Genomic DNA, 21,960 nt, shown 5'->3' on the forward strand with positions numbered 1-21,960 from the left:
CGCTTTATATTTTTTTTAGATTAAGTCGTTCTTGTAACATTATGGCAATGCCATCTTCATTGTTCGTCAGGGTCACTTCGTTGGCAATCGATTTCAGCTCATCCAGGCCGTTGCCCATTGCAACACCGACACCTGCATACTCGATCATTTCAAAATCGTTGTCTTCATCCCCAAAGGCAATAATTCGTTCTTGTGGTATACCAATCCACTCAGAAACTTGAGCAAGTCCGACCGCTTTGTTCAGTCCGTGACGAATGACTTCTACAACTTCCCATGGTGAGCCCCAGCGTCTATGTTCAATGACTTCTGCATGCACTTCTTGAAGGTGCTTACGGATCGGATCTGCCATCCCTTCGCCGCCTTGTATGAGAAGACTCGTCGGATTCACTTGGAGGAACTGACGAATGTCGCCTTCCTGGATTTTCGAGCTTCCAGAACCGAAGAAGTCGAGCAATTGCTCATCGTGGTAATGTAAATAGACATCGTCCATCACTTCTGCAACGATATTTTTTAAGTTAAAATCTTGCATTGCATCGATGACTTCTTTAGCAACTGAAAGATCTATTGTTTCATGTACAGTCTTCCAAGAGCGATCTGTCGGGTGATGCACGAACGCACCGTTAAAGTTTACAATCGGTGTTTTAAGTCCGAGTTGACGGTAAAAAGGTTCACTAGATCTGTATGGACGTCCTGTCGCAATCATAATTTGGTGACCTTCTGACTCCGCTTGTTTCAAGGTCGCTAACGTTTTCTCTGAAATTACTTTTTTATCGGTTAATAACGTTCCGTCTAAATCGAGTGCTATTAAATGAGGTTTCATGGCAAAACGCCTCCTTCTTCAGTTAAGTGTAGCCTTTTGCTAGTATGCAAGTCAAAAAGTAATGGTTCATGCACAACTTTTGTTTTTTTAGAAAAACATTGGTATGCTCATACAAACAATTAAAGAGGTGTCGAGGATGAAGATCATTGAAGAACAATGGGGCACAGTGCCTCTATTACATGTTGTAGATGAACAACAAGAATCATCCCAAATGCCGGTCGTCATCTTCTTTCATGGATTTACAAGCGCAAAAGAACATAATTTGCATTACGCGTTCAATTTAGCGAAAAAGGGAGTCCGTGTTTTACTACCGGAAGCTCATTTACACGGAGTTCGTTCTGAATCTCTTGATGAAGTTCAACTCAGTTTACGATTTTGGGAAATTATTTTAACTTCTATAGAAGAAGCTGGATTCCTTCATCAGCAATTGCAGGAAAAGGGATTGCTAGCATCGAATCGAATCGCCTTTTCGGGAACTTCCATGGGCGGGATCACGACACTCGGTTGTCTGGCTGCATACCCATGGATTGAAAGCGCCGCTGTCATGATGGGAACTCCTGGATATGTGAAGCTTGCGAAAGGTCAAATGAAGCAATTCGAAAACAAAGGGTTCAAGCTTCCTATGAAGGACGAAGATATTAAGAACTTACTCAGTGCACTAGCTGAGCTCGATTTAACTCAGCATCCAGAGCGTTTGAACGGTCGTTCGGTATTCTTCTGGCATGGCATGAACGATACGATGGTGCCATTTGAACCGACGCATCATTTCTATAATGCCATAAAAGAGAACTACAAGGATCATCCCGAAGACTTTGAATTCATGGTGGACGAGCATGCAGGTCATGCGGTATCGCGACCGGGCATGCTGCGCGCAGTCGAGTTTTTGGCTGACAATTTGAATGCTTGAGGTAGTTTTGCTATGATAGGGACAACAACTTGCAAGAGAAAGGGGAATTCTGATGACTAATGATATGAAAGAAAGCATGATGGGCGCACTTGAGAACGTAATCGACCCTGAACTAGGCGTAGATATCGTAAACTTAGGTCTTGTCTATGACGCTGAATTGCTCGAAGGCGGCATTGGTAAAGTGACAATGACACTCACGTCAATTGGTTGTCCAATGGGACCACAAATTGTTGCGACTGTGAAACAAGAATTAATGGAACTTCCAGAAGTGAAAGAAGTCGAAGTCGACATCGTTTGGAATCCACCTTGGTCACGTGATAACATGTCAAGATACGCAAAAATGGCACTAGGTGTCCGATAAGAATAAGTGGAAATCCGGTTTGTGCCTCGTGCACTGACCGGATTTTTTTGTCCGTTTATACCGAGTATAACAGGGAAGCAGTAGAAGAAAATGAAGAAACATCTCGCTTTACACGCGTTAAAAAGCGAGGTATACTAGTATTAGTCAAAGATAGTCAAAGTCAAACAATCTAAAATTTATAATGAGGTGATGGTTCATGAGAATGGACGGCGTACAAGAAGATCAGCGTTCCCCATTAGAGCAATTTGGACGCAACCTAGTAGAAGATGTGAAGAACGGTAAAATGGATCCGGTAATAGGTCGGGATGAAGAAATACGTAATGTCATTCGGATTTTATCGAGAAAAACAAAAAATAATCCTGTGTTGATAGGTGAACCCGGTGTGGGTAAGACGGCGATTGTGGAAGGCCTTGCTCAACGTATCGTCAAGGGTGACGTGCCGGAAGGATTGAAAGATCGCCAAATTCACGAACTTGATATGAGCTCACTCATTGCAGGAGCGAAATACCGGGGTGAATTTGAAGAGCGTCTTAAATCGGTGTTAAAGCAAGTTAAAGATAGTAATGGTGAAATTATTTTGTTCATCGACGAAATTCATACGATTGTTGGTGCTGGCAAGACTGAAGGCGCGATGGACGCAGGGAATATGTTAAAACCGATGCTTGCTCGTGGCGAGCTGTACTGTATTGGTGCGACTACGTTGGATGAATACCGAATGTACATTGAGAAAGATCCAGCGCTAGAACGTCGTTTCCAGCAAGTGATGGTGCGCGAACCATCTGTAGAAGATACGATTTCCATTTTACGCGGACTGAAAGAACGCTTTGAATTGCACCACGGCGTGCGCATTCACGACCGGGCGCTTGTGGCATCTGCAACGTTGTCGGACCGGTATTTGACAGAGCGATTTATGCCTGATAAAGCAATTGACTTGATGGACGAAGCGAGTGCGATGATTCGAACAGAAATTGACTCGATGCCGCAAGAACTCGACCAAGTAACGCGTCGTATTTTGCAGTTAGAAATCGAAGAACAAGCGTTGACGAAGGAAAAAGATGCAGTCAGTCAGAATCGACTTGCTACGTTGCGTACTGAGTTAAAGGAATTAAAAGATTCTTCTTCAGGCATGCGGGAGCAATGGAATGACGAAAAGAAAAAATTACAGGATGTACAAGACGTCCGTGAGAAATTGGATCGCTATCGACGTGAGTTAGAAGATGCAGAAAATCGTTTTGATTTAAACAAAGCAGCTGAATTGCGTCATGGTAAAATTCCAACGCTCGAACATCAACTGCATGAGCTGGAAGAACAGTTCAAAGGTGGCGCAGAAAATCGCTTGATCCGTGAAGAAGTGACGGAAGATGAAATCGCTATGATCGTGGCACGTTGGACAGGCATTCCTGTGACTAAGCTGATGGAAGGCGAACGCGAGAAATTGTTACGTTTAGCTGAGACATTGAAAGAGCGGGTAATCGGACAGGACAACGCGGTTCAATTAGTGACAGAAGCGGTTTGGCGCGCGCGTTCAGGTATTAAAGATCCAGAAAAGCCAATCGGTTCGTTCTTGTTCCTTGGTCCAACAGGTGTCGGTAAAACGGAACTTGCAAAAACATTAGCAGGTACGTTATTTGACTCAGTTGACCACTTCATCCGTATCGATATGTCGGAGTATATGGAAAAGCATAGCGTTTCCCGACTTGTCGGAGCGCCTCCAGGATACATTGGTTACGAAGAAGGTGGCCAATTGACGGAAGCGGTGCGTCGCAATCCGTATTCGGTAGTTTTATTGGATGAAATCGAGAAGGCGCATCCTGATGTCTCGAATATTCTCTTGCAAATCTTGGATGACGGTCGCATTACGGACAGTCAAGGACGTCTCGTTAGCTTCAGGAATACCGTGGTCATCATGACGTCTAACATTGGTTCCCAGTATTTGATGAGTGGTCAATTCGAGTCCGAAGAACATGCATCAGAAGACTTGGTGATGGCGGAATTACGTAACCATTTCAAGCCTGAGCTGTTGAATCGGATGGATGACATCATCATCTTCCATTCATTGTCTGGAAACGCGTTCGTTGAAATCGCACGCAAAATGTTAGAAGATCTTGTTCGCAGATTGGACGGTCAGGATATTCCTTTATCATATGAGGAAACCGTTCTAGATTGGGTCGTCACCGAAGGAACAGATGCAGAATTCGGAGCACGTCCGTTGAAACGTTTCATCCAACGGTATGTAGAAACGGCTGTTGCTAAGGAAGTTATTAAAGGTGAGTTAGTAGAAGGTCAACGTTTGCATCTTCGTATGGAAGACGAGGCGCTAGTTGTAGATATTTTATAAGGATGATTTGAAGCCACTTTTCGCATTATGCGAAAGGTGGCTTTTTTGCGTGGAAGGTGAGGAGCAGAATCGGAAAGATACGAGCATGAATCGGCATCGGCATACAAGTCAAGTGCTAAAAGGGATTAATTGGTAGAGCAGTACGGTTGTTAAGTAAAGCGGCTATCCCGCTGTTAGTGGAGCCTCCGACAAAGAGGATGGATTGTCCGTAACTCAAGGTGGTTTCTCAATCAAAACAAGGTAGTTGTCCTACACACAGCGTTATTTCTCCAACACTCAGCCAAGTTTCTCGATAACGAGACACAATTTTGGGGTATTAATTGGCATCAGCGTGCAATTCAAATGCTATAAGGGATTAATTGGAACTGCTTCGATTGTTGAGTGCAAGTGAGTGGCACGTGTAGAGTGAATAGGAAAGATGCCGACCAATATCGGAACTATGGCGAGCAGAATAGGAAATATCCGCGTATGATTCAGCACAATCTAAGAATTAGTCAGCATCAGTCTACAATTGATTCAACAAAAAAACAGCCAAAGGGGAATCCCTTTTAGCTGTTATACGGATCAATGCTCTGCAACTGGCTCGTCCGGAATGATCGCAGCGATTGCGAAAATCATAACAGACAATACGAGTGAAGCAATGATTCCAGTTGTGAATTCAAACGTTGGTACGTTCGCGATGGCACCTGCTACATAGTTGAGCATAGAGACCAAAAGGAATGACCAAACAAATGTCATAATGAATTTCATTGTAATCACCTCTAGAATACTTTTTCACCTTCCATCATATCATAGCGTCGCTCATTGTGAAACCGAATTTGACAGTCATATAAAAGAGTTTGACGGATTGGTGACTCCATTAGTTGAAAAAATTATTGAAATACCCTATGATTGATACCAGGTACTAACAATAGATAATAAGGAACGGGGTATGAGCAATGGGTGTAGGACTTCTAAGTATTGGAAAGTATGTCCCTGAACACGTGCTGACGAACGCAGATCTTGAAAAAAGAATGGATACTTCAGACGAGTGGATTCGTACGCGTACTGGAATTGAAGAACGCCGAATTGCAGATAATAGTACAGATACATCAGATATGGCTTATGCCGCAGCTAAAGAAGCGATTGAAAAGGCAGGCATTGAGCCGGAACAAATCGGAATGATTCTAGTCGCAACAGTGACACCAGATCAGCCCTTCCCATCCGTAGCAACAATGCTCCAAGCGCGTCTTGGAGCAAAGAATGCAGCTGCCATGGATGTTTCTGCAGCATGTGCTGGGTTCATGTATGGAGTCGTGACTGCGAAGCATTTCGTAGAAGCTGGCACGTACGATTACGTTCTCGTAGTCGGTGTTGAAAAACTATCTAAAATCACCGATTGGAAAGACCGGAATACAGCAGTCTTGTTCGGAGATGGTGCTGGTGCAGGAATCGTCGGTAAAGTAAGCGGAGACCGCGGTATCCTTGCATTTGAACTCGGTGCTGATGGAACAGGTGGCGAGCATCTTTATCAAGATCGTTACTTGAAAATGAACGGACGCGAAGTGTTCAAGTTTGCGGTTCGTCAAATGGGCGAGACTGCCGTGAACGTCATTGAAAAAGCTGGTCTGTCTAAAGAGGATGTTGACTTCCTCATTCCTCACCAGGCAAACATCCGTATTATGGAAGCATCTCGTGAACGTCTAGGACTTCCACCTGAAAAAATGTCTAAAACGGTTCATAAATACGGAAATACCTCTGCAGCATCGATTCCGATTTCATTGCATGATGATATTGAAGAAGGTCGCGTAAAAGACGACGACATTCTCGTATTAGTCGGTTTCGGAGGCGGCCTCACTTGGGGCGGCATCTGCATGCGCTGGGGCAAGTAAGTTAACTCGATAGTAATCACACTAAATCATACAGATGGAAGCAACTATGCTATCTAAGAAACGAAGGAGAGTTTAATTAATGGAAAAACGACGCGTAGTCATTACTGGAGTCGGGGCGGTTTCCCCGGTAGGCAATACAGCTGAGGAATCATGGCAGTCCATACTTGACCGCAAGTCAGGCATTGGTCCGTTAACACGCCTTGATAGCGAGTTATTCCCGGTGAAAGTTGCTGCGGAAGTGAAAGACTTTGACATCGAAGAGTATTTACCGAAAAAAGAAGCTCGCAAAATGGACCGTTTCACGCATTACGCAATGGCAGCTTCCATCATGGCTATGAAAGATGCAGGTCTTGCAGAGTTGGATGAAGAGACAGGACTTCGTACGGGAGTCTGGATTGGTTCTGGAATCGGCGGCATGGAAACTCACGAAAAGCAGTTCCTAACATTCCAGGAAAAGGGCTACCGTCGTGTCAGTCCTTTCTTCGTCCCAATGATGATTCCGGATATGGCTTCTGGTCAAGTATCCATTTACTTTGGAGCAAAAGGGATTAACTCATGTACGGTAACTGCATGTGCTTCAGGAACAAACTCAATCGGAGATGCGTTCGAAGTAATTCTTCGAGGCGATGCAGACGTTATGATCACAGGGGGAGCTGAGGCTCCGATCACAACAATGTCTGTTGCAGGATTCTGTGCGAATACAGCACTCTCTTTAAACCCAGATCCAAACACAGCATCGCGTCCATTTGATAAAGAACGTGACGGTTTTGTTATTGGTGAAGGCGCAGGAATACTGATCTTAGAAGAGTATGAGCACGCAGTGAAACGTGGTGCAAAAATCTATGCTGAACTAGTGGGGTATGGGTCTACAGGGGACGCTCACCATATTACTGCTCCTGCTCCTGAAGGGGAAGGCGCAGTTCGTGCAATGCAACAAGCAATCCAAAAGGCAGGAATCTCGCCTGACGAAATCGGCTACATTAACGCGCACGGTACAAGTACTGCATACAACGACTTGTTTGAAACGATGGCTGCTAAAACGGTATTCGGTGAACACGCGTACAAGCTTGCAATCAGTTCAACGAAGTCGATGACTGGCCATTTGCTTGGTGCAGCAGGAGGACTAGAGGCAATCTTTACTGCGAAAGCATTGCAAGAAGGAATCTTGCCGCCAACAACTAATTTTGAAAACCCTGATCCAGAGTGTGATCTTGACTACGTTACAGACGGGCCAAGAAAAGCGAACATCACATATGCGATGAGTAACTCACTTGGGTTCGGTGGTCACAACGCTTCACTAATTTTCAAGAAAGTCTAATGGTTGCAACCAAAAAAAGAGCTACTCGGGAAAAATCCGAAGTAGCTCTTTTTGTTATGCCCTGTGTACAAGTCATAAATGTGGATAACTTTCATATAGTAGGACAAAACTATAAAAGGAACGATGTTATGACACGCCTGTTCTTTTTCCTGCTTAGCTACGGCCTCATAGTCACCACGTGTACAACGATGATTACGTATTTGAATTACACGTCGATGGGATTTGATATGCGTACAGTGACGCTTTTCATCCTCCAATCAGCAGATTTCACACTGTTTGTCGGAGCCATTATTCTCTTACTACTTACCGTTTACGTCCGAGTCCCATCGCGGCTTCCATTTTCGTAAGCGTACTAGTAGCAATTGAATGTGCTTTAATAGCGCCTTCATCCAGAATTTTATCCAATTCTTCTGAGTCCATCAATTCGTGATACATCTTCTGAATCGGTTCCAAGTGAGTAATAACGCTTTCTGCAACTCCTGCTTTAAACGCGCCATAGCCTTGACCATCGTATTTTGCTACAAGTTCATCTATAGCAACACCAGTAAGTGCTGATTCAATAATCAATAAATTCGAAACACCAGGCTTATTCTCAACATCAAAACGGACAACTCCTTCAGAGTCCGTCACAGCACTTTTAACTTTCTTCTCAATTTGCTTCGGCGTATCCATTAAGAAAATCGTTGCTTTCTGATTCGGATCCGACTTACTCATCTTTTTCAATGGATCCTGCAACGACTTAATGCGTGCGCCGACTTTTGGTATGCGCACTTCTGGAATCGTTAGTACATCTGCATATCGACGATTGAACCGCTCTGCTAAGTCACGCGTTAGTTCCAGATGTTGCTTCTGATCTTCTCCGACAGGCACTACATTCGTATTATAAAGAAGAATGTCTGCAGCCATGAGTGGAGGATATGTGAGCAATCCAGCTGAAACACCGTCTTGACCATCAGACTTATCTTTGAACTGAGTCATCCGCTCAAGCTCTCCAATAGAAGATGTACATTGCATAATCCATCCAGCTTGTGCATGGGCAGGTACTTCGGATTGGATGAATAATACAGATTTCTCTGGATCGATTCCACTTGCGATATATGTCGCTGCAAGTGAGCGAATCGCTTGTTTCAACTCATCAGGATCTTGTTGAACCGTAATTGCGTGCTGATCGACGATACAGAAAATGCAATCCGCTTCATGTTGTAACTCGATGAATTGACGAAATGCACCAATGTAGTTTCCTAACGTAATAATGCCTGTCGGTTGTACCCCAGAAAAGATAGTTGTCATAGTTATTTCCTCCTTAAATTTAAACACAAAAAAACACCGACACATCCCTATATAAATAGGGACGGTCGATGTGTAGGAACCGCGGTGCCACCCGAATTGCCCGAAGGCCACTCAAAACCCCTTAACGCGGGGGAACGCAGTGGAGAGTAGTGGTATTCTACTCATCCTACCGAGCTCGGGAGCCCATTCCTCAAAATCGCTTCACCTGTTCACACCACCCACAGGCTCTCTGTTAGAAGCTGCATTTCGAGTACTTGTTCCGTCTAAGCCGTTCTAACTAATTTCAGTAAGTATAATATGCATATTCCAAAAATGCAAGAACTATGCGGTTTCAAACTGATAACTTCGGGAATACTATAACTAATCCTTTATAAAGAGTAGCATTTGGAACCTTTCACCAGATGAAACGTACTAGTAGATAGCATCACATTTTCACTGGGCACATGTAATTGATAATGAGAAAACAATAGGTTTATGTTTAATCTTTGTCTGAGAAGGGTATAACAGAAAAGATTACAGGATTTATTTCTTATGAAATATGAGGAATATTGCGGAATTGTTACAGTTATCAACAGTTCGGCAAATAATTTTTAAAAAGTGTATTCATTGAGAACAAATGTGTGTATAATAGTAACTATTAACATTAATTTAAAATAATTCTAATGTAAACAAGGAAGTCACAACTATATGAAGCCGATTGAAAGGGAGTGTCAGCAAATGGGCGTTACATTATTTACATCACCAAGCTGTACATCATGTCGAAAAGCGAAAGCATGGTTGGAGGAACATGAAATTCCATATGAGGAACGAAATATTTTCTCTGAACCTTTAAATATTGATGAAATCAAACAAATTCTTCGAATGACTGAAGATGGCACAGACGAAATCATCTCTACTCGCTCTAAGATCTTCCAAAAACTAAATGTCGACGTTGAGAGCTTACCACTTCAGCGATTATATGAACTTATTCAAGAGCACCCAGGGCTCTTGAGAAGACCAATCATCTTAGATGAAAAACGTCTTCAAGTAGGTTATAATGAAGATGAAATACGTCGCTTCTTACCAAGAAAAGTAAGAGCATATCAGTTATTAGAAGCACGTCGCATGGTAAACTAACCAACTCACATAAATAAGCTGATAGGTGAATGTCATGGTGTATGCCGTAAACCTATCAGCTTTTTTCATTCTCCTAGTTTCCGTGTACGAACCTTTTGATGGATTCTACGAACTTATTTGCTGTAGACAGTGGGGTATTTCACAATTAAAAAAATTTGTCTGTTTTTTGCGAGGCAAAACCCTTTCGTTACAGGTGAATTGAACATATAGTAGAAGAAGCATCGCGGGAACGATAAAATGAAGTTGGACAGAACGTCTACTTCGGGGGGAAGGAGAGAAAAATCATGGAAATCGAGAGAATCAATGAGAATACAGTCAAGTTTTACTTGTCCTACCTGGATATCGAAGAACGAGGCTTCACTCGTGAAGAAGTGTGGTATAACCGCGACAAGAGTGAGGAATTGTTTTGGGATATGATGGAGGAAATCGATTCGGAGTCTGATATTGAATTCGAAATCGAGGGTCCTTTATGGATTCAGGTGCACGCAATGAGTGGTGGAATTGAAGTTCTTGTAACGCGGGCTCAATTGCCTGAAGAGGGAGAATCTACGGAATATCCTTATGGCATTGATGATCCTCGTAAACTTTTCCAGCCTGAACTTGAAGCATCGATTGACTCTTCTGATTCGGCAAACGATCCTGTTTCAGAAAACAGAATGGTAACGGCACGTGAGATGTTCGTATTTAAAGAGTTTGATGATTTAATTCCGTTGGCTTCTCAACTAGCTAATTTTGATGAGTCGACTGCATTGTACGCTTACGAAGAGAAATATTACTTGCATATTGACTATAGTTCATCCGATAAAGAAGTATCCGATAAAATCGATGTGGAAAGCATTGTGCTTGAATACGGTGTTCCAACGAACATAACGATCCATCGCTTACAAGAGTATGGGACAGTCGTTATGGACTCCAATGTATTCCAAACTATCGAGTCGTATTTCTAAAAAAAGTAAAGTCACCTATTTAGGTGGCTTTTTTTGATTTAAAATTTGCATTATCTTATAACTATTCGTAGACTATTCAGTGAAAGGAGTGATTCACATATTAACTGCAACATTAAAAGATGGAACACCCGTCACTTTAGATGAGTCTCACCAAAGAGAACGCTTGAAAGTATGGCGTAAGGAACAGCACTTTAGATGTCCACAATGTGGAGAACGTGTTTTGTTGAAAGTGGGATCAATCCGTATTCCACATTTTGCGCACGAAATGGACTCCGCCTGTATTAATAATTTTTCTGAAGGCGAATCACTTCCACATATTCAAGGAAAGCAGCTATTGCACACGTTATTTAAGCGCGTGGGAAAACCTTCTGTTCTAGAACCTTTACTATCCGAATTGTCACAACGTCCTGATTTACTTGTACAACACGACGGGATAGCGGTACCTATCGAGTTTCAATGTAGCCGTTTACCGGCTGAACATAAAGAAAGTCGGACAAGCGGTTATGAATCCATCGGGATGAAGCCCATCTGGATATTACAAACTCCTCATAAAGTCCGTGACATGTCTGAAGGCTTCGGTCAATTTAGCTTCTCAGCGTTCCATCAATTATTCTTCACAACGAACTTATCCCCAGAGTTCACATTACTCACGTTAACCCCAGAAACGAGACAGTTCCATTATTTCAGTCATCTGCTTCCGATTGAAGGGAATCTTTTCATCGGCATTCATCGCAAGTTACCTGCACACTTGCAAACCTTCCCTTTCGCTCGACCAAAACTTCCTGATCAACACACGCTTCATCATTACTTTCAGTTTTATAAGATGCACCGGAGCACATACTTGCAGCGATCCATTCTATTGAATCGTAAAGGTGTCCAAAATCCATTTTTGCGTAATTGTTATGAGCTTAAACTGCATCCAACAGAATTACCTTCATGGATTGGAGTTCCTGTTCATTGTAATGGAGCATTTCGTGTAAACGATTGTGAATGGCAACTGGATCTCGTTCGTTTATTGCGTCGTTTCAACTTTTCTCCTAAGCGAATACCACTTCAACGGTTGCAGAGATTTGTAGATAATTATCCAGGGAATTCAAGGCAACAGCTTAACGTGTGTAAATCCTATCTGGAGTTTTTACACTTAATTCAATGGGAAAAGAAGGACTCGACGCAATCTGAGCGAATAGAGAAAGAGGTTATTAAAATACTTCTAGAGCGTTTCCTTGCATTACAGATAGAAAATTGAGAAAATGGTAAAAGATTCGTATCCCGAATTATCGGGATCAAGGAGGAATTACATTGGCAGAGAAACTATTGACTCGTGATGAAGTGAAAGTAGAAGAAACATGGAACTTGGAAAACATCTTTACTAGTGATGCTGCATGGGATATCGAGTACAAAGAAATTGAAAATCTTTCTTCTGAAGCCGATTCCTATCAAGGGACATTGAGTGACGGACCTGATGCGCTACTTAAAGCACTCACGTATCGGGATGAAATCTCACAGCGACTCGGTAAACTCTACACGTATTCGCATTTAAAGACAGACCAAGATACTACGAATAGCACCTATCAAGCAATGGACAGTCGTGCAAAATCACTCGCTGTTAAAGTTTCTACAAAGCTCGCATTCTTCTTGCCAGAGCTGCTCTCAATGGATGCTACAACGCTTGAAAAAATGGTTGAGGAAAACGAGAAGCTTTCCCTTTATAAACAAGAAGTGAAGGAATTAAATAGTGTACGACCTCACGTCCTTCCAAAGGAGCAAGAAGGTTTACTTGCACAATTGTCAGAAGTTGCAGGGAGTTCATCAAATACATTCAGTATGTTGAACAACGCTGATTTGAAATTTCCAACCGTGAAAAATGAAAAAGGGGAAGAAGTTGAGCTATCTCACGGCCGCTTCATCAACTTCCTAGAAAGTCCGGATCGTAACGTACGTGAAGAAGCGTTCAAAGCGATGTACGCAACGTATGGTTCATTTAAAAATACTTTTGCTTCCACGCTTTCCGGAAATGTTAAGACACACAACGTTAATGCAGCAATCCGCAATTATGGATCTGCAAGAGAAGCGGCTTTAGCGAATAACCACATTCCTGAGCAAGTGTATGACAATTTAGTCAACACAATTTCAGATAATGTAGGCTTGTTGCACCGCTATATTGAACTTCGTAAAAAGGTATTCAAGTTGGATGATCTCCATATGTGGGATCTGTATGCACCTCTAGTAAAAGATCTTGATATGAAAATTTCGTATGAAGATGCAGCTGAGACTATGTTGGAAAGTTTTGAGCCAATGGGTGAAGAATATCGTTCTATCATTAAAAAAGGACTCGAAAGTCGTTGGGTGGACGTTCGTGAGAATAAAGGGAAACGCTCAGGAGCGTATTCTTCAGGCTCTTATGGGACAAATCCATATATTCTGATGAACTGGCAAGATAATGTGAATAACATGTTTACACTAGCACATGAATTTGGTCACAGTGCACATAGTTACTATTCACGTGAAAATCAGCCTTATATCTATAGTGGATATTCCATTTTCGTAGCAGAAGTTGCTTCAACGGTTAACGAAGCATTGTTAAATGATTACTTGTTGAAAACAACAGATGATGAGCAGAAACGAATTTACTTGTTGAACCATTGGCTAGATGGTTTCCGTGGAACGGTATTCCGTCAAACAATGTTTGCGGAGTTCGAACACAAAATTCATCAGTTAGACCAAGAAGGGGAAGCGTTGACGGCAGAGAAACTTACTGAAGTCTATTATGAGTTGAACCAGAAATACTTCGGTGGAGCGATGACAGTTGACGAAGAAATCGGACTAGAATGGTCTCGGATACCTCACTTCTACATGAATTATTACGTGTACCAATATTCAACTGGTTACAGCGCAGCAGTTGCGTTAAGTAACCAAATTCTAACAGAAGGTGAACCAGCAGTAGAACGTTATATTACAAACTTCTTGAAAGCTGGATCTTCTGATTATCCAATTGAAGTATTGAAAAAAGCAGGTGTGGATATGACAACCACTGCACCAATTGAAGCGGCTTGCCGAGTATTTGAAGAGCGATTAAATGAATTAGAACAACTTCTAGCGAAACAGTAATCGGATTGTTTGATATAGTAACATAACAAATTAGCGGGAGTTCATGGTTTCTATTTACATGAGCTCCTTTTTTTTATTGTCTATAGACGTGTGCAGGTTAGTGTTCTGAATGTGTATATGTGACAAATCCATGAAATTGTTTGTGAAAAGTTGATGTAACAATTATTTTATGATAGATTTAACTTGTGAATGAAACTCACAAACCAAACATACACCCCTTTTGTTTGAACGTGAACATTTTTCCCATTCCCTTTATATGAGCACCGCTTCCCCCCAGAAGCGGTGCTCTTTTCCATTGGCCGTGAAGAGTGTACCCACAGTGTGGATAGAATCTTGGAAAAGTCCAATCAATATACATGAAACGAGGCATAACTTGTTGAATGCGCTCATAAAACAGGGAATATGATTATAAAATTCAAAATGTGATCATAACATATCAAATGCGCTCATAAAACTCAAAAACTGATCATAAATCACAAAATATGATCATAACGTATATACCACGAGATAAATCATCACGTATAAGGTCATCTCTACACTCAACAGCAGATATCCACTTCCAAAATAAAACTAGAACCCCGCTAAACTAACCAACAAAAAAAGAGAAGAAAAATCAAATGATTTTTCTTCTCTTAAGCTACCTATATAGATTAGCGTTTGCGCCAAAGTACATTATCATTAATAAAAATGCGTTCTACTTCTTGTTTCAGTAGAAGTTTCTTCAATTCTCGTTCGCTATCCTTTTCTGGAACTCCATAAATGGCAGCAATTTCACCAGTTGCTAACATTTCAAAACGGCTGAAGAGTTCGTCCAGGGATGGTGCGCGATCTCGTATAATTGGAGAACCTGTCAGTTCTTCAAGAATTTGCTCATAGATTTCATATCTATATGAACCGTCAACCATTAATCCCTCATCTTCAATATTTTCGTTGAAGAATACAAAAGTTGGTGATTTCCTAACTTCCATTTCTTTAGCAAGATGTAAATCGACTTGCAACGATTGCAATACATTTTTAGAGAAAAAGTCGCTAATGAATTCTTGTTTGTCTAAGTTCAGCTTTTCAGCAATTTCAACGAGTACTGAGAACGATTTAACGTTGCGTGATTTTAAGAAAGAATACTCGAACAGCTTCGTTAAGAAACGAAAGCCTGCGCGTTTTCCTTGAAACTCAGCGGCTTTAATTGCAATGCTTGGAAAAGCTGGATGTGCTTTTTCAAAAGCATTCAACTCTTCTTCCTCATCGTCGACAAGTGGAAGTGCTTTGTAATTCATTTTGGGTAGTGATGTCAGTAAGCCGATGCGCAGAGTGAAATAACGCTCATATTCGACTTGTAATCTCCGTAGGATTGGCTGCAGCGACCAACAATCTTTGCATAATGGATCGAGAAATACATATAATTCAATCGGTCGAGGATGTGCTATCGGCTGTTGTTCAACTTCTGCAAATGTTCTACGATTCACTGATCTCCCTCCTCGTTCCGATTCACCATATGATTGGCTGTTAAGACGAGGCGTTGGTAATAAATGTCGCGAAGTGGTCCGTCGAGTTCAACTTCATCCATCGCTTCAGCCATGCAAGCTAGCCAAGCGGTAGCGCGTGTAGGTGTGATAGCGAATGGCATGTGTCTAGCTTTCATCATCGGATGTCCATGTTCTTCAGTAAATATATTGGGTCCGCCCAAATATTGCGTTTGGAACTGTTTCTGTTTACGGGCAGTCTCTGTTAAGTCATCTGGGAAAATGGGAATTAAGTCCGGATGTACCGCCACTTTGGCATAAAACCGGTCGATGAGTTCAGACAATCGCGCTTCACCGATCTCCTCATAAGGTATCAAAGGCTTTCGTGTCATGAATGTCATTCTCCTTTGTTGTTACTCTGTTGTTCTATTTTATCAACCATATATAGCATTCACAAATAAATAGCTTTCAACATCCCTTAAACCTTCATACATTGAACGTATTATAGTTGTTCATAACTTTTGTGACATAGTTTTGTGTTTCCCGGAAAGGAGGGATACCATCGTACTTTCGGACATTTCCAGGTCCTGCATTATAAGCAGCTAAGGATAATTTCAAATCTCCACCGAATTGGTCAAGCATCTGTCTTAAATATTTCGCCCCACCCATGATGTTTTGTTCAGGATCCGATGGATTTGTGACACCTAAAAATTTAGCAGTACCTGGCATCAGTTGCATAAGGCCTTTGGCACCTGCATGACTAACCACATCTTTGTTGAAATTAGACTCTTGTTTAATGACAGCTGCAATCAGGCTTGGTGGAACGTCATATTTCTTAGCAGCTGCACTGATTAATGGTGCATACTCAGTGTTCAAGTTGCCGCCATTGTAAGATAATGGGGGACGGCTTGAAGTGACTTTTTCAATGTATTGTGTCGCATCAGCAGGAGAATTGATAGTTGGAGTCGCACCGAACACGAATGGATTCATTCCTTGAGGAGATTGAATGCTACCTAGTGTTGTTGCAGAAAAGCTTGAGAGCGAGTCAGAGATGGAACTCTCATTTGTCATTTCATTTAACAACGATTGAAAGAATTCCTGGCCTCCTGTTTTCGTTTCAGTTGCCGAGTTAACGGCCCCAAGCGACTGCAAAGTATTCAATTCAAAGAGCGTTCGAATCATTCTTGCATCCATACTAATCGTTCCTTTCTGATACAGTTTCATCCGTGGCATTTCTAGTTCTTCTTTCAGTATATCAATTTAACGGTTGAAAGCACAATCCTGACTGCAACAGCGCCGACTCTATGGTAAACTATTGTTACTGAATGATAGGGGAAGGGAAGAGGGAATTGTGCATATCGAACATCTAATTACACAGGGGCAATTGAAAGACGGCGTTATTAGTTTCACGTATAACGGAACCACTCAAATGCTAGGGGAAAGAGCTTCAGGTAAAATGATAACTGACTCAGATGCATGTAACTTTGTGTATCTTTTTGAGGATGGGGAAACGTATCAATACGTTCATTTTACAGAAGACGTATGGCCGTTAATGCAACAACTAATCGAGCAAAACAATGGAGACCCTTTGTTGAAATGTGAAAATGGGACCGTCCAATTAACAGGCTTCACAGAGGAACTTACTATGCTGATTTTCAATATAGAAGGTAACGGGAACTATGGTGAAGCGTTCATGCTAGCTGTAGAAGAAACGTTCCAGAAGACATTACAACAATCGATTTAAGTGAACGAAGGGGAGGCGGCCTTTACTATGAGAATGTGGAACGATTTTCTTGCTCCCTATAAGCAAGCAGTGGTGGAGCTGAAGGTTAAGTTAAAGGGCTTGCGACACCAATACAAGTTAGAAGATTTACATGCTCCTGTTGAATTTGTCACAGGGCGCGTAAAACCGCTTGCAAGTATTTACGATAAAACTCTTGAAAAAAACATTCCATTCGAGCCCTCAGGTGAACTAGCTGCTGAAGTACCTGATATAGCGGGACTTCGAATTATGTGTCAGTTTGTAGATGATATTGAAAGTGTTGTGGGCATGCTTCGACAGCGAAATGATATGAAAATTGTTGAAGAAAGAGACTACATAGCGCACAAAAAACAAAGTGGTTACCGTTCATACCATATCATCATCGAATACCCTGTCGAAACGATCCGTGGTGAAAAGACGGTTTTAGCGGAAATTCAAATTCGAACACTTGCGATGAATTTTTGGGCTTCGATTGAGCATTCTTTAAATTATAAGTACCAAGGTGAACTTCCGGACGTTATTCGACAACGGCTAGAAGGAGCTGCTGAAGCGGCATTTAGACTGGATGAAGAAATGTCCTTAATACGAGACGAAATACATGAAGCACAATCCTATTTTAGTTCATTCAAAGAGACGGAAAAACGAGATATACAAGATACCTCATGGAAGGGGGAACCGGAATGACAAAGTTCGTTATCCAATCACGTGGTGATGAATTATCCAATCGCCTAATGGCTGAAGCTAAAGATTATTTGGTGGAGTTCGGTCTGGAATATGACGAAGTAGAGCCTGATATCGTACTATCCATCGGTGGAGATGGGACATTATTACACGGGTTCCATAAGTATGTACATCGTCTCCATGAAACAGCGTTTGTCGGAATTCATACGGGTCACTTAGGATTCTACGCAGATTGGAAGCCCGAAGAAATTGAGAAATTAGTCATTATGATTGCGCGAAAAGACTATCATGTCGTACAATATCCACTTCTTGAAGTAGAAATTGCGTACACCCATTCAACTGAAACATCTACGTATCTTGCACTAAACGAATCGACCATTAAGTCACCGGAAGTTACACTCGTAATGGATGTAGAACTAAACGGTGAGCATTTTGAGCGTTTCCGTGGAGATGGGTTATGTATGTCTACACCATCAGGCTCAACAGCCTACAGTAAATCATTGAATGGTGCGATTTTGCATCCATCACTGTCTTGCATGCAACTTACTGAAATGGCATCTATAAACAATCGGGTGTTCCGGACCGTTGGATCTCCACTTGTTCTTCCATCCCACCATTCATGCTTATTGAAGCCGGTAAAAGGACCCGATTTCATGGTAACTGTGGATCACTTACAATTACTCCAAAAAGATGTTAAATCAATTGAATACAAAGTGGCAAAAGAGCGAATTTCGTTTGCCCGATTTAGACCTTTCCCATTCTGGAAGCGAGTGTCAGAATCATTCGTTGCTAGTGATGAAGAGAACTAAGCATTCACCGTTACTACTGAAATTCATATGTGAAGAACGCATTCTTTTACGAGACTTTCTCAAACTGAAAGAAATATCAAGACGCGCTCTAACCGCTGTTAAGTATGACGGTGGTCGGATTTTAGTAAACGGTGTAGAACAGACAGTACGTTGGATGTTGGAGTGTGGAGATACGATTGTGATTGAATTCCCTCCAGAGGAAGTGGCGGCGGGGTTGACTCCGGAGGATGGGGAGCTCGCGATACTTGACGAAGACGATTCAATCTTAGTGGTTGAAAAACCAGTCGGGCAAGGTACAATTCCTTCATGGAACCAGCCAAACGGTACATTAGCCAATGCGGTTGCTGGAAAATATTTAAACGACAATCATCCAGCTACAGTTCATGTTGTCACTCGGTTAGATACCGATACATCTGGAATCGTCTGCATAGCGAAAAATCGACATATTCATCATTTATTAAGTGTGCAAATGCAGCGGACAGGAATGGATCGACGTTATATAGCGTTTGTGAACGGATGGATGGAAGATGATTCGTATCAGCTAGAGCTACCCATTGGTAGAAAAGAAGGCAGTATTATCGAGCGCGTCGTACGTCCGGATGGACAGTATGCACGTACAGATGTAGAAGTAGCTGATCGTTTGTTGCTTAACGGGCGTCAATTTACCGTAGTTAAACTACGATTGTATACAGGGAGAACTCATCAAATACGCGTTCATATGGCCCACATCGGGTATCCTTTACTCGGAGATGACTTGTATGGAGGTCCTTGCGAACTCATTACCCGACAAGCTTTACATTGTGCCTTAATCTCATTTAACCATCCCTCAACTAACCAGGCCGTTACGTATAACAGCCCTTTACCAACCGATATGTTTACGTTGTTGTCGTTAAGTACAACTTATGAGGTAGAATAGTCCGTAAACTTCTCTGGTTGTACGGGTTGCTTCGAAGGAACAGATATAGTTTTAAGTTCTGGCCATGAAAGTGCCGTCAATGATCCACCGAATACACACCCTGTGTCAATATTGACAGTGCGGTTAATAAAACGAGGATATGCAACGGGTGTATGACCATACACGATCCACGGAGTTCCTTTGTAGGATGATGCCCAATCTCGTCGGGCTGGTCGGCCGTCAGGCAACGTTTCACCAGTGATATCTCCGTAGAGGACAAATGTACGAAGAGCTGACGAAGGGGCTGCGCTTATCAATTGCTGAGATATACCAGCATGCACAATGATGAGCTTTCCATTATCCAATAGGTGATAGAGAGGTAAAGCTTCGTAAAATCGCTGATAACGAGCTAGAAATTGTTTTCTTTCATGCTGTGAAAGAGTGTCCAGTTCAGCGATTGTCATTTCTAGCCCATGAGTTTGCTGGACGTTGTTTCCTTTTGCGTATCGGTATAGTTTATTGCAATGATTTCCCGGGGAATAAATGAGTTGTCCTTTGTCTTGAATTGTAAATAATAAGCGCAGCACGTTAAGCGAAGAAGGTCCTCTATCCGTGCCGTCTCCTACGAATGCAATCTGTCTATTAGAAGGATGGGTTGGAACACCTGTGTTCAGGGAATACCCTAGAGTAGTCAGTAATTCAAGTAGTTCTTCGTAACACCCATGAATGTCACCAATTATATCGTACATGCAATTCACTCCTTTTCGTGAAAAGTATTTGCAAAGTAGTCAATAGTATACAGTAGCCTGGCCGAATGGCGAAGAGAAAGGAAGGTGTAGCCATGGAAACAACAGAAGACCGTAAAGAAGAAGTGGATTTCGACGAAGTAAAGCTGAGAGAAGTTTTAGAGCGACAGGATATTAAAGCGTTCCGTGATGAATATTTGCTACTCCATCCTTACGATCGCGCAATCTTCTACGAAAAAGCCGGTGTGGAACTTCGTAAAATTATGTACTATTTCCTATCTCCTAAAGAAATGGCAGAGATTTTTGAGACTAGTGAAATTGAAGAAGATGAATACGAAGAGTTCCTTCAGGAGATGGAGGCGACGTATGCCGCAGAGATGATTTCCTACATGTTTGTGGATAACGCGGTCGATGTCCTGAAAGAACTCGATAAGTCGCAAAGCGTCAGTTACTTAACGCTTATGAACAAAGAAGCGGCTGCCCAAATTAAAGAACTACTGCACTATGAAGAGTATACTGCCGGATCGATTATGACAACTGAATTTGTTACCGTACCGCAGAACTCAACGGTTCGATCTGCTATGAATATTTTAAGGATCCAAGCCCCTAGTGCGGAAACTATTTACTATGTGTTCGTTGTGGATGACGATAACGTACTAACAGGCGTTGTTTCACTTCGTGATCTTATAACGTCCGAAGAAGATGTATTGATAAATTCAATCATGAATGAACGTGTTGTAAGTGTTTTAGTTTCTGATGACCAGGAAGATGTTGCTCGTACGACACAAGACTATAATTTACTAGCTGTACCGGTTGTCGACTTTCAACAACATATATTAGGGATTGTTACTGTCGATGACGTGTTGGATATTCTAGAAGAAGAAGCGTCAGATGACTACTCAAAACTTGCTGGTGTATCCAATATGGATACATTTGATAAAAACTCATTTTCAGCAGCAAAAAAACGAGTACCCTGGTTGATTATTCTTTTAATACTTGGAATGATTACCGCTAATTTAATTGATATGTTCACAGATACCATTTCTCAAGTCGCTTTACTTGCTGCATTCATTCCTTTAATTGCAGGTACAGCCGGAAATAGTGGTACTCAAGCACTCGCTGTAGCTGTTCGAGGAATTGCAACACGAGATATCGAAGAAGAAAGTAAGATGAAATTACTAATTCGAGAAGCTGGAACTGGGCTCATGACAGGATTTGTCTGTGGTGTGTTTGTGATTGGGCTTATCTTTTTCTGGAAACATGAACTTGTCATCGGTATGTTGGTTGGTGCAGCGATATTTGTTTCGATTTTCGCAGCAACTATCTCAGGATCGTTCATACCGTTATTCATGCATAAGATGAAAATTGACCCCGCTGTTGCTTCGGGTCCTTTCATCACAACCTTGAATGACTTAATCAGTATTTTAATTTATTTAGGTCTTGCGACAACATTCATTAATTTATTGTGAGGTCAGTCACGCCTAGGCAGTTGCTGCATATAATGCAGTAAAAAGGATGTGGCGCATATTTC

21 protein-coding genes and 1 other annotated feature are annotated in these 21,960 nt (G+C 41.9%); of the genes, 14 read left to right on the top strand and 7 right to left on the bottom strand.

Annotation, left to right across the window (positions count from 1 at the left end; translation table 11 throughout):
• Positions 1–4: 4 nt before the first annotated feature.
• Positions 5–820, bottom strand: coding sequence for a Cof-type HAD-IIB family hydrolase (locus tag ACRPI0_RS02745; RefSeq protein ID WP_432354664.1), 816 nt, complete (start codon positions 818–820; stop codon positions 5–7).
• Between the two features lie 136 nt (positions 821–956).
• On the opposite strand from ACRPI0_RS02745, the gene ACRPI0_RS02750 reads away from it, so the two are divergent.
• The 3 genes from ACRPI0_RS02750 (at position 957) to ACRPI0_RS02760 (ending at position 4,426) form a co-directional block, all read left to right on the top strand.
• A complete protein-coding gene (locus tag ACRPI0_RS02750) occupies positions 957–1,727 on the top strand; it encodes a prolyl oligopeptidase family serine peptidase (protein ID WP_432354666.1) in 771 nt (256 codons plus the stop codon).
• 52 nt (positions 1,728–1,779) lie between these two features.
• Positions 1,780–2,088: a metal-sulfur cluster assembly factor gene (locus ACRPI0_RS02755; RefSeq protein ID WP_432354667.1), complete on the top strand. Its 309-nt coding sequence runs from the start codon at positions 1,780–1,782 to the stop codon at positions 2,086–2,088.
• A 196-nt stretch (positions 2,089–2,284) separates the two neighbouring features.
• Positions 2,285–4,426, top strand: coding sequence for an ATP-dependent Clp protease ATP-binding subunit (locus ACRPI0_RS02760; RefSeq protein ID WP_432354669.1), 2,142 nt, complete (start codon positions 2,285–2,287; stop codon positions 4,424–4,426).
• A gap of 564 nt (positions 4,427–4,990) precedes the next feature.
• Here the strand turns inward: ACRPI0_RS02760 and ACRPI0_RS02765 are convergent.
• Entirely contained in the window at positions 4,991–5,176 is a 186-nt protein-coding gene (locus ACRPI0_RS02765) for a DUF2929 family protein (protein ID WP_432354672.1), read from the bottom strand.
• Positions 5,177–5,364: 188 nt separating this feature from the next.
• On the opposite strand from ACRPI0_RS02765, the gene ACRPI0_RS02770 reads away from it, so the two are divergent.
• Complete coding sequence (locus tag ACRPI0_RS02770; protein WP_432354674.1) at positions 5,365–6,297, top strand: beta-ketoacyl-ACP synthase III; 933 nt, start codon at positions 5,365–5,367, stop codon at positions 6,295–6,297.
• Positions 6,298–6,376: 79 nt separating this feature from the next.
• Entirely contained in the window at positions 6,377–7,615 is a 1,239-nt protein-coding gene (gene fabF, locus ACRPI0_RS02775; RefSeq protein ID WP_432354676.1) for a beta-ketoacyl-ACP synthase II, read from the top strand.
• 303 nt (positions 7,616–7,918) lie between these two features.
• Here fabF and trpS read toward each other — a convergent pair whose 3' ends face one another.
• Positions 7,919–8,905, bottom strand: coding sequence for a tryptophan--tRNA ligase (gene trpS, locus ACRPI0_RS02780; RefSeq protein WP_432354678.1), 987 nt, complete (start codon positions 8,903–8,905; stop codon positions 7,919–7,921).
• A 54-nt stretch (positions 8,906–8,959) separates the two neighbouring features.
• Positions 8,960–9,180: a binding site (T-box leader), on the bottom strand.
• Between the two features lie 442 nt (positions 9,181–9,622).
• On the opposite strand from trpS, the gene spxA reads away from it, so the two are divergent.
• From spxA to pepF, 4 genes are all read left to right on the top strand, one after another.
• Positions 9,623–10,021, top strand: coding sequence for a transcriptional regulator SpxA (gene spxA / locus ACRPI0_RS02785; RefSeq protein ID WP_025786060.1), 399 nt, complete (start codon positions 9,623–9,625; stop codon positions 10,019–10,021).
• A gap of 284 nt (positions 10,022–10,305) precedes the next feature.
• Positions 10,306–10,968 carry an adaptor protein MecA gene (mecA, locus tag ACRPI0_RS02790; RefSeq protein ID WP_432354681.1) on the top strand — a complete coding sequence of 221 codons (663 nt, stop codon included), beginning with the start codon at positions 10,306–10,308 and terminating at the stop codon, positions 10,966–10,968.
• A 79-nt stretch (positions 10,969–11,047) separates the two neighbouring features.
• Entirely contained in the window at positions 11,048–12,214 is a 1,167-nt protein-coding gene (locus ACRPI0_RS02795) for a competence protein CoiA (RefSeq protein ID WP_432354683.1), read from the top strand.
• A gap of 53 nt (positions 12,215–12,267) precedes the next feature.
• Positions 12,268–14,076: an oligoendopeptidase F gene (pepF, locus tag ACRPI0_RS02800; RefSeq protein WP_432354685.1), complete on the top strand. Its 1,809-nt coding sequence runs from the start codon at positions 12,268–12,270 to the stop codon at positions 14,074–14,076.
• A 650-nt stretch (positions 14,077–14,726) separates the two neighbouring features.
• On the opposite strand, the gene ACRPI0_RS02805 is transcribed toward pepF, so the two are convergent.
• The 3 genes from ACRPI0_RS02805 to ACRPI0_RS02815 all read right to left on the bottom strand — a co-directional run bounded on the left by ACRPI0_RS02805 (position 14,727) and on the right by ACRPI0_RS02815 (position 16,760).
• Positions 14,727–15,539 (bottom strand): DsbA family protein, encoded by an 813-nt coding sequence (locus ACRPI0_RS02805; RefSeq protein ID WP_432354687.1) that lies wholly within the window; start codon positions 15,537–15,539, stop codon positions 14,727–14,729.
• Positions 15,536–15,928, bottom strand: a complete 393-nt coding sequence (locus tag ACRPI0_RS02810) for a globin (RefSeq protein ID WP_432354689.1) — start codon at positions 15,926–15,928, stop codon at positions 15,536–15,538. Before ACRPI0_RS02810 ends, ACRPI0_RS02805 begins: the two co-directional genes overlap by 4 nt.
• 94 nt (positions 15,929–16,022) lie before the next feature.
• Positions 16,023–16,760: a lytic transglycosylase domain-containing protein gene (locus tag ACRPI0_RS02815; protein WP_432354691.1), complete on the bottom strand. Its 738-nt coding sequence runs from the start codon at positions 16,758–16,760 to the stop codon at positions 16,023–16,025.
• Positions 16,761–16,887: 127 nt separating this feature from the next.
• On the opposite strand from ACRPI0_RS02815, the gene ACRPI0_RS02820 reads away from it, so the two are divergent.
• From ACRPI0_RS02820 to ACRPI0_RS02835, 4 genes are read left to right on the top strand one after another with little or no spacing between them, the layout of a single operon-like run.
• Positions 16,888–17,280, top strand: coding sequence for a hypothetical protein (locus ACRPI0_RS02820; RefSeq protein WP_432354693.1), 393 nt, complete (start codon positions 16,888–16,890; stop codon positions 17,278–17,280).
• A gap of 27 nt (positions 17,281–17,307) precedes the next feature.
• On the top strand, positions 17,308–17,982 hold the full coding sequence (locus ACRPI0_RS02825) for a GTP pyrophosphokinase (RefSeq protein ID WP_432354695.1): 675 nt from the start codon (positions 17,308–17,310) through the stop codon (positions 17,980–17,982).
• Positions 17,979–18,788, top strand: coding sequence for an NAD kinase (locus ACRPI0_RS02830; RefSeq protein ID WP_432354698.1), 810 nt, complete (start codon positions 17,979–17,981; stop codon positions 18,786–18,788). Before ACRPI0_RS02825 ends, ACRPI0_RS02830 begins: the two co-directional genes overlap by 4 nt.
• The gene (locus ACRPI0_RS02835; RefSeq protein WP_432354700.1) at positions 18,775–19,704 is read left to right on the top strand and encodes an RluA family pseudouridine synthase; all 930 of its coding nucleotides are present in this window, start codon (positions 18,775–18,777) and stop codon (positions 19,702–19,704) included. The genes ACRPI0_RS02830 and ACRPI0_RS02835 overlap by 14 nt, the downstream gene beginning before the upstream one ends.
• On the opposite strand, the gene prpE is transcribed toward ACRPI0_RS02835, so the two are convergent.
• On the bottom strand, positions 19,689–20,432 hold the full coding sequence (prpE, locus tag ACRPI0_RS02840; protein ID WP_432354702.1) for a bis(5'-nucleosyl)-tetraphosphatase PrpE: 744 nt from the start codon (positions 20,430–20,432) through the stop codon (positions 19,689–19,691). The genes ACRPI0_RS02835 and prpE overlap by 16 nt on opposite strands.
• Before the next feature lie 92 nt (positions 20,433–20,524).
• On the opposite strand from prpE, the gene mgtE reads away from it, so the two are divergent.
• The gene (gene mgtE, locus ACRPI0_RS02845) at positions 20,525–21,898 is read left to right on the top strand and encodes a magnesium transporter (RefSeq protein ID WP_432355872.1); all 1,374 of its coding nucleotides are present in this window, start codon (positions 20,525–20,527) and stop codon (positions 21,896–21,898) included.
• Positions 21,899–21,960 lie beyond the last annotated feature (62 nt).

This window comes from Sporosarcina sp. A2 (assembly GCF_050858885.1).
Taxonomy (GTDB): Bacteria; Bacillota; Bacilli; order Bacillales_A; family Planococcaceae; genus Sporosarcina.

What these genes read in the sequence shown, in the direction of transcription:
- ACRPI0_RS02745 (WP_432354664.1), bottom strand. Translation starts at nt 820, where the DNA reads ATGAAACCTCATTTAATAGCACTCGATTTAGACGGAACGTTATTAACC.
- ACRPI0_RS02750 (WP_432354666.1), top strand. Translation starts at nt 957, where the DNA reads ATGAAGATCATTGAAGAACAATGGGGCACAGTGCCTCTATTACATGTT.
- ACRPI0_RS02755 (WP_432354667.1), top strand. Translation starts at nt 1,780, where the DNA reads ATGACTAATGATATGAAAGAAAGCATGATGGGCGCACTTGAGAACGTA.
- ACRPI0_RS02760 (WP_432354669.1), top strand. Translation starts at nt 2,285, where the DNA reads ATGAGAATGGACGGCGTACAAGAAGATCAGCGTTCCCCATTAGAGCAA.
- ACRPI0_RS02765 (WP_432354672.1), bottom strand. Translation starts at nt 5,176, where the DNA reads ATGAAATTCATTATGACATTTGTTTGGTCATTCCTTTTGGTCTCTATG.
- ACRPI0_RS02770 (WP_432354674.1), top strand. Translation starts at nt 5,365, where the DNA reads ATGGGTGTAGGACTTCTAAGTATTGGAAAGTATGTCCCTGAACACGTG.
- fabF (WP_432354676.1), top strand. Translation starts at nt 6,377, where the DNA reads ATGGAAAAACGACGCGTAGTCATTACTGGAGTCGGGGCGGTTTCCCCG.
- trpS (WP_432354678.1), bottom strand. Translation starts at nt 8,905, where the DNA reads ATGACAACTATCTTTTCTGGGGTACAACCGACAGGCATTATTACGTTA.
- spxA (WP_025786060.1), top strand. Translation starts at nt 9,623, where the DNA reads ATGGGCGTTACATTATTTACATCACCAAGCTGTACATCATGTCGAAAA.
- mecA (WP_432354681.1), top strand. Translation starts at nt 10,306, where the DNA reads ATGGAAATCGAGAGAATCAATGAGAATACAGTCAAGTTTTACTTGTCC.
- ACRPI0_RS02810 (WP_432354689.1), bottom strand. Translation starts at nt 15,928, where the DNA reads ATGACACGAAAGCCTTTGATACCTTATGAGGAGATCGGTGAAGCGCGA.
- ACRPI0_RS02815 (WP_432354691.1), bottom strand. Translation starts at nt 16,760, where the DNA reads ATGAAACTGTATCAGAAAGGAACGATTAGTATGGATGCAAGAATGATT.
- ACRPI0_RS02825 (WP_432354695.1), top strand. Translation starts at nt 17,308, where the DNA reads ATGAGAATGTGGAACGATTTTCTTGCTCCCTATAAGCAAGCAGTGGTG.
- ACRPI0_RS02830 (WP_432354698.1), top strand. Translation starts at nt 17,979, where the DNA reads ATGACAAAGTTCGTTATCCAATCACGTGGTGATGAATTATCCAATCGC.
- ACRPI0_RS02835 (WP_432354700.1), top strand. Translation starts at nt 18,775, where the DNA reads ATGAAGAGAACTAAGCATTCACCGTTACTACTGAAATTCATATGTGAA.
- prpE (WP_432354702.1), bottom strand. Translation starts at nt 20,432, where the DNA reads ATGTACGATATAATTGGTGACATTCATGGGTGTTACGAAGAACTACTT.
- mgtE (WP_432355872.1), top strand. Translation starts at nt 20,525, where the DNA reads ATGGAAACAACAGAAGACCGTAAAGAAGAAGTGGATTTCGACGAAGTA.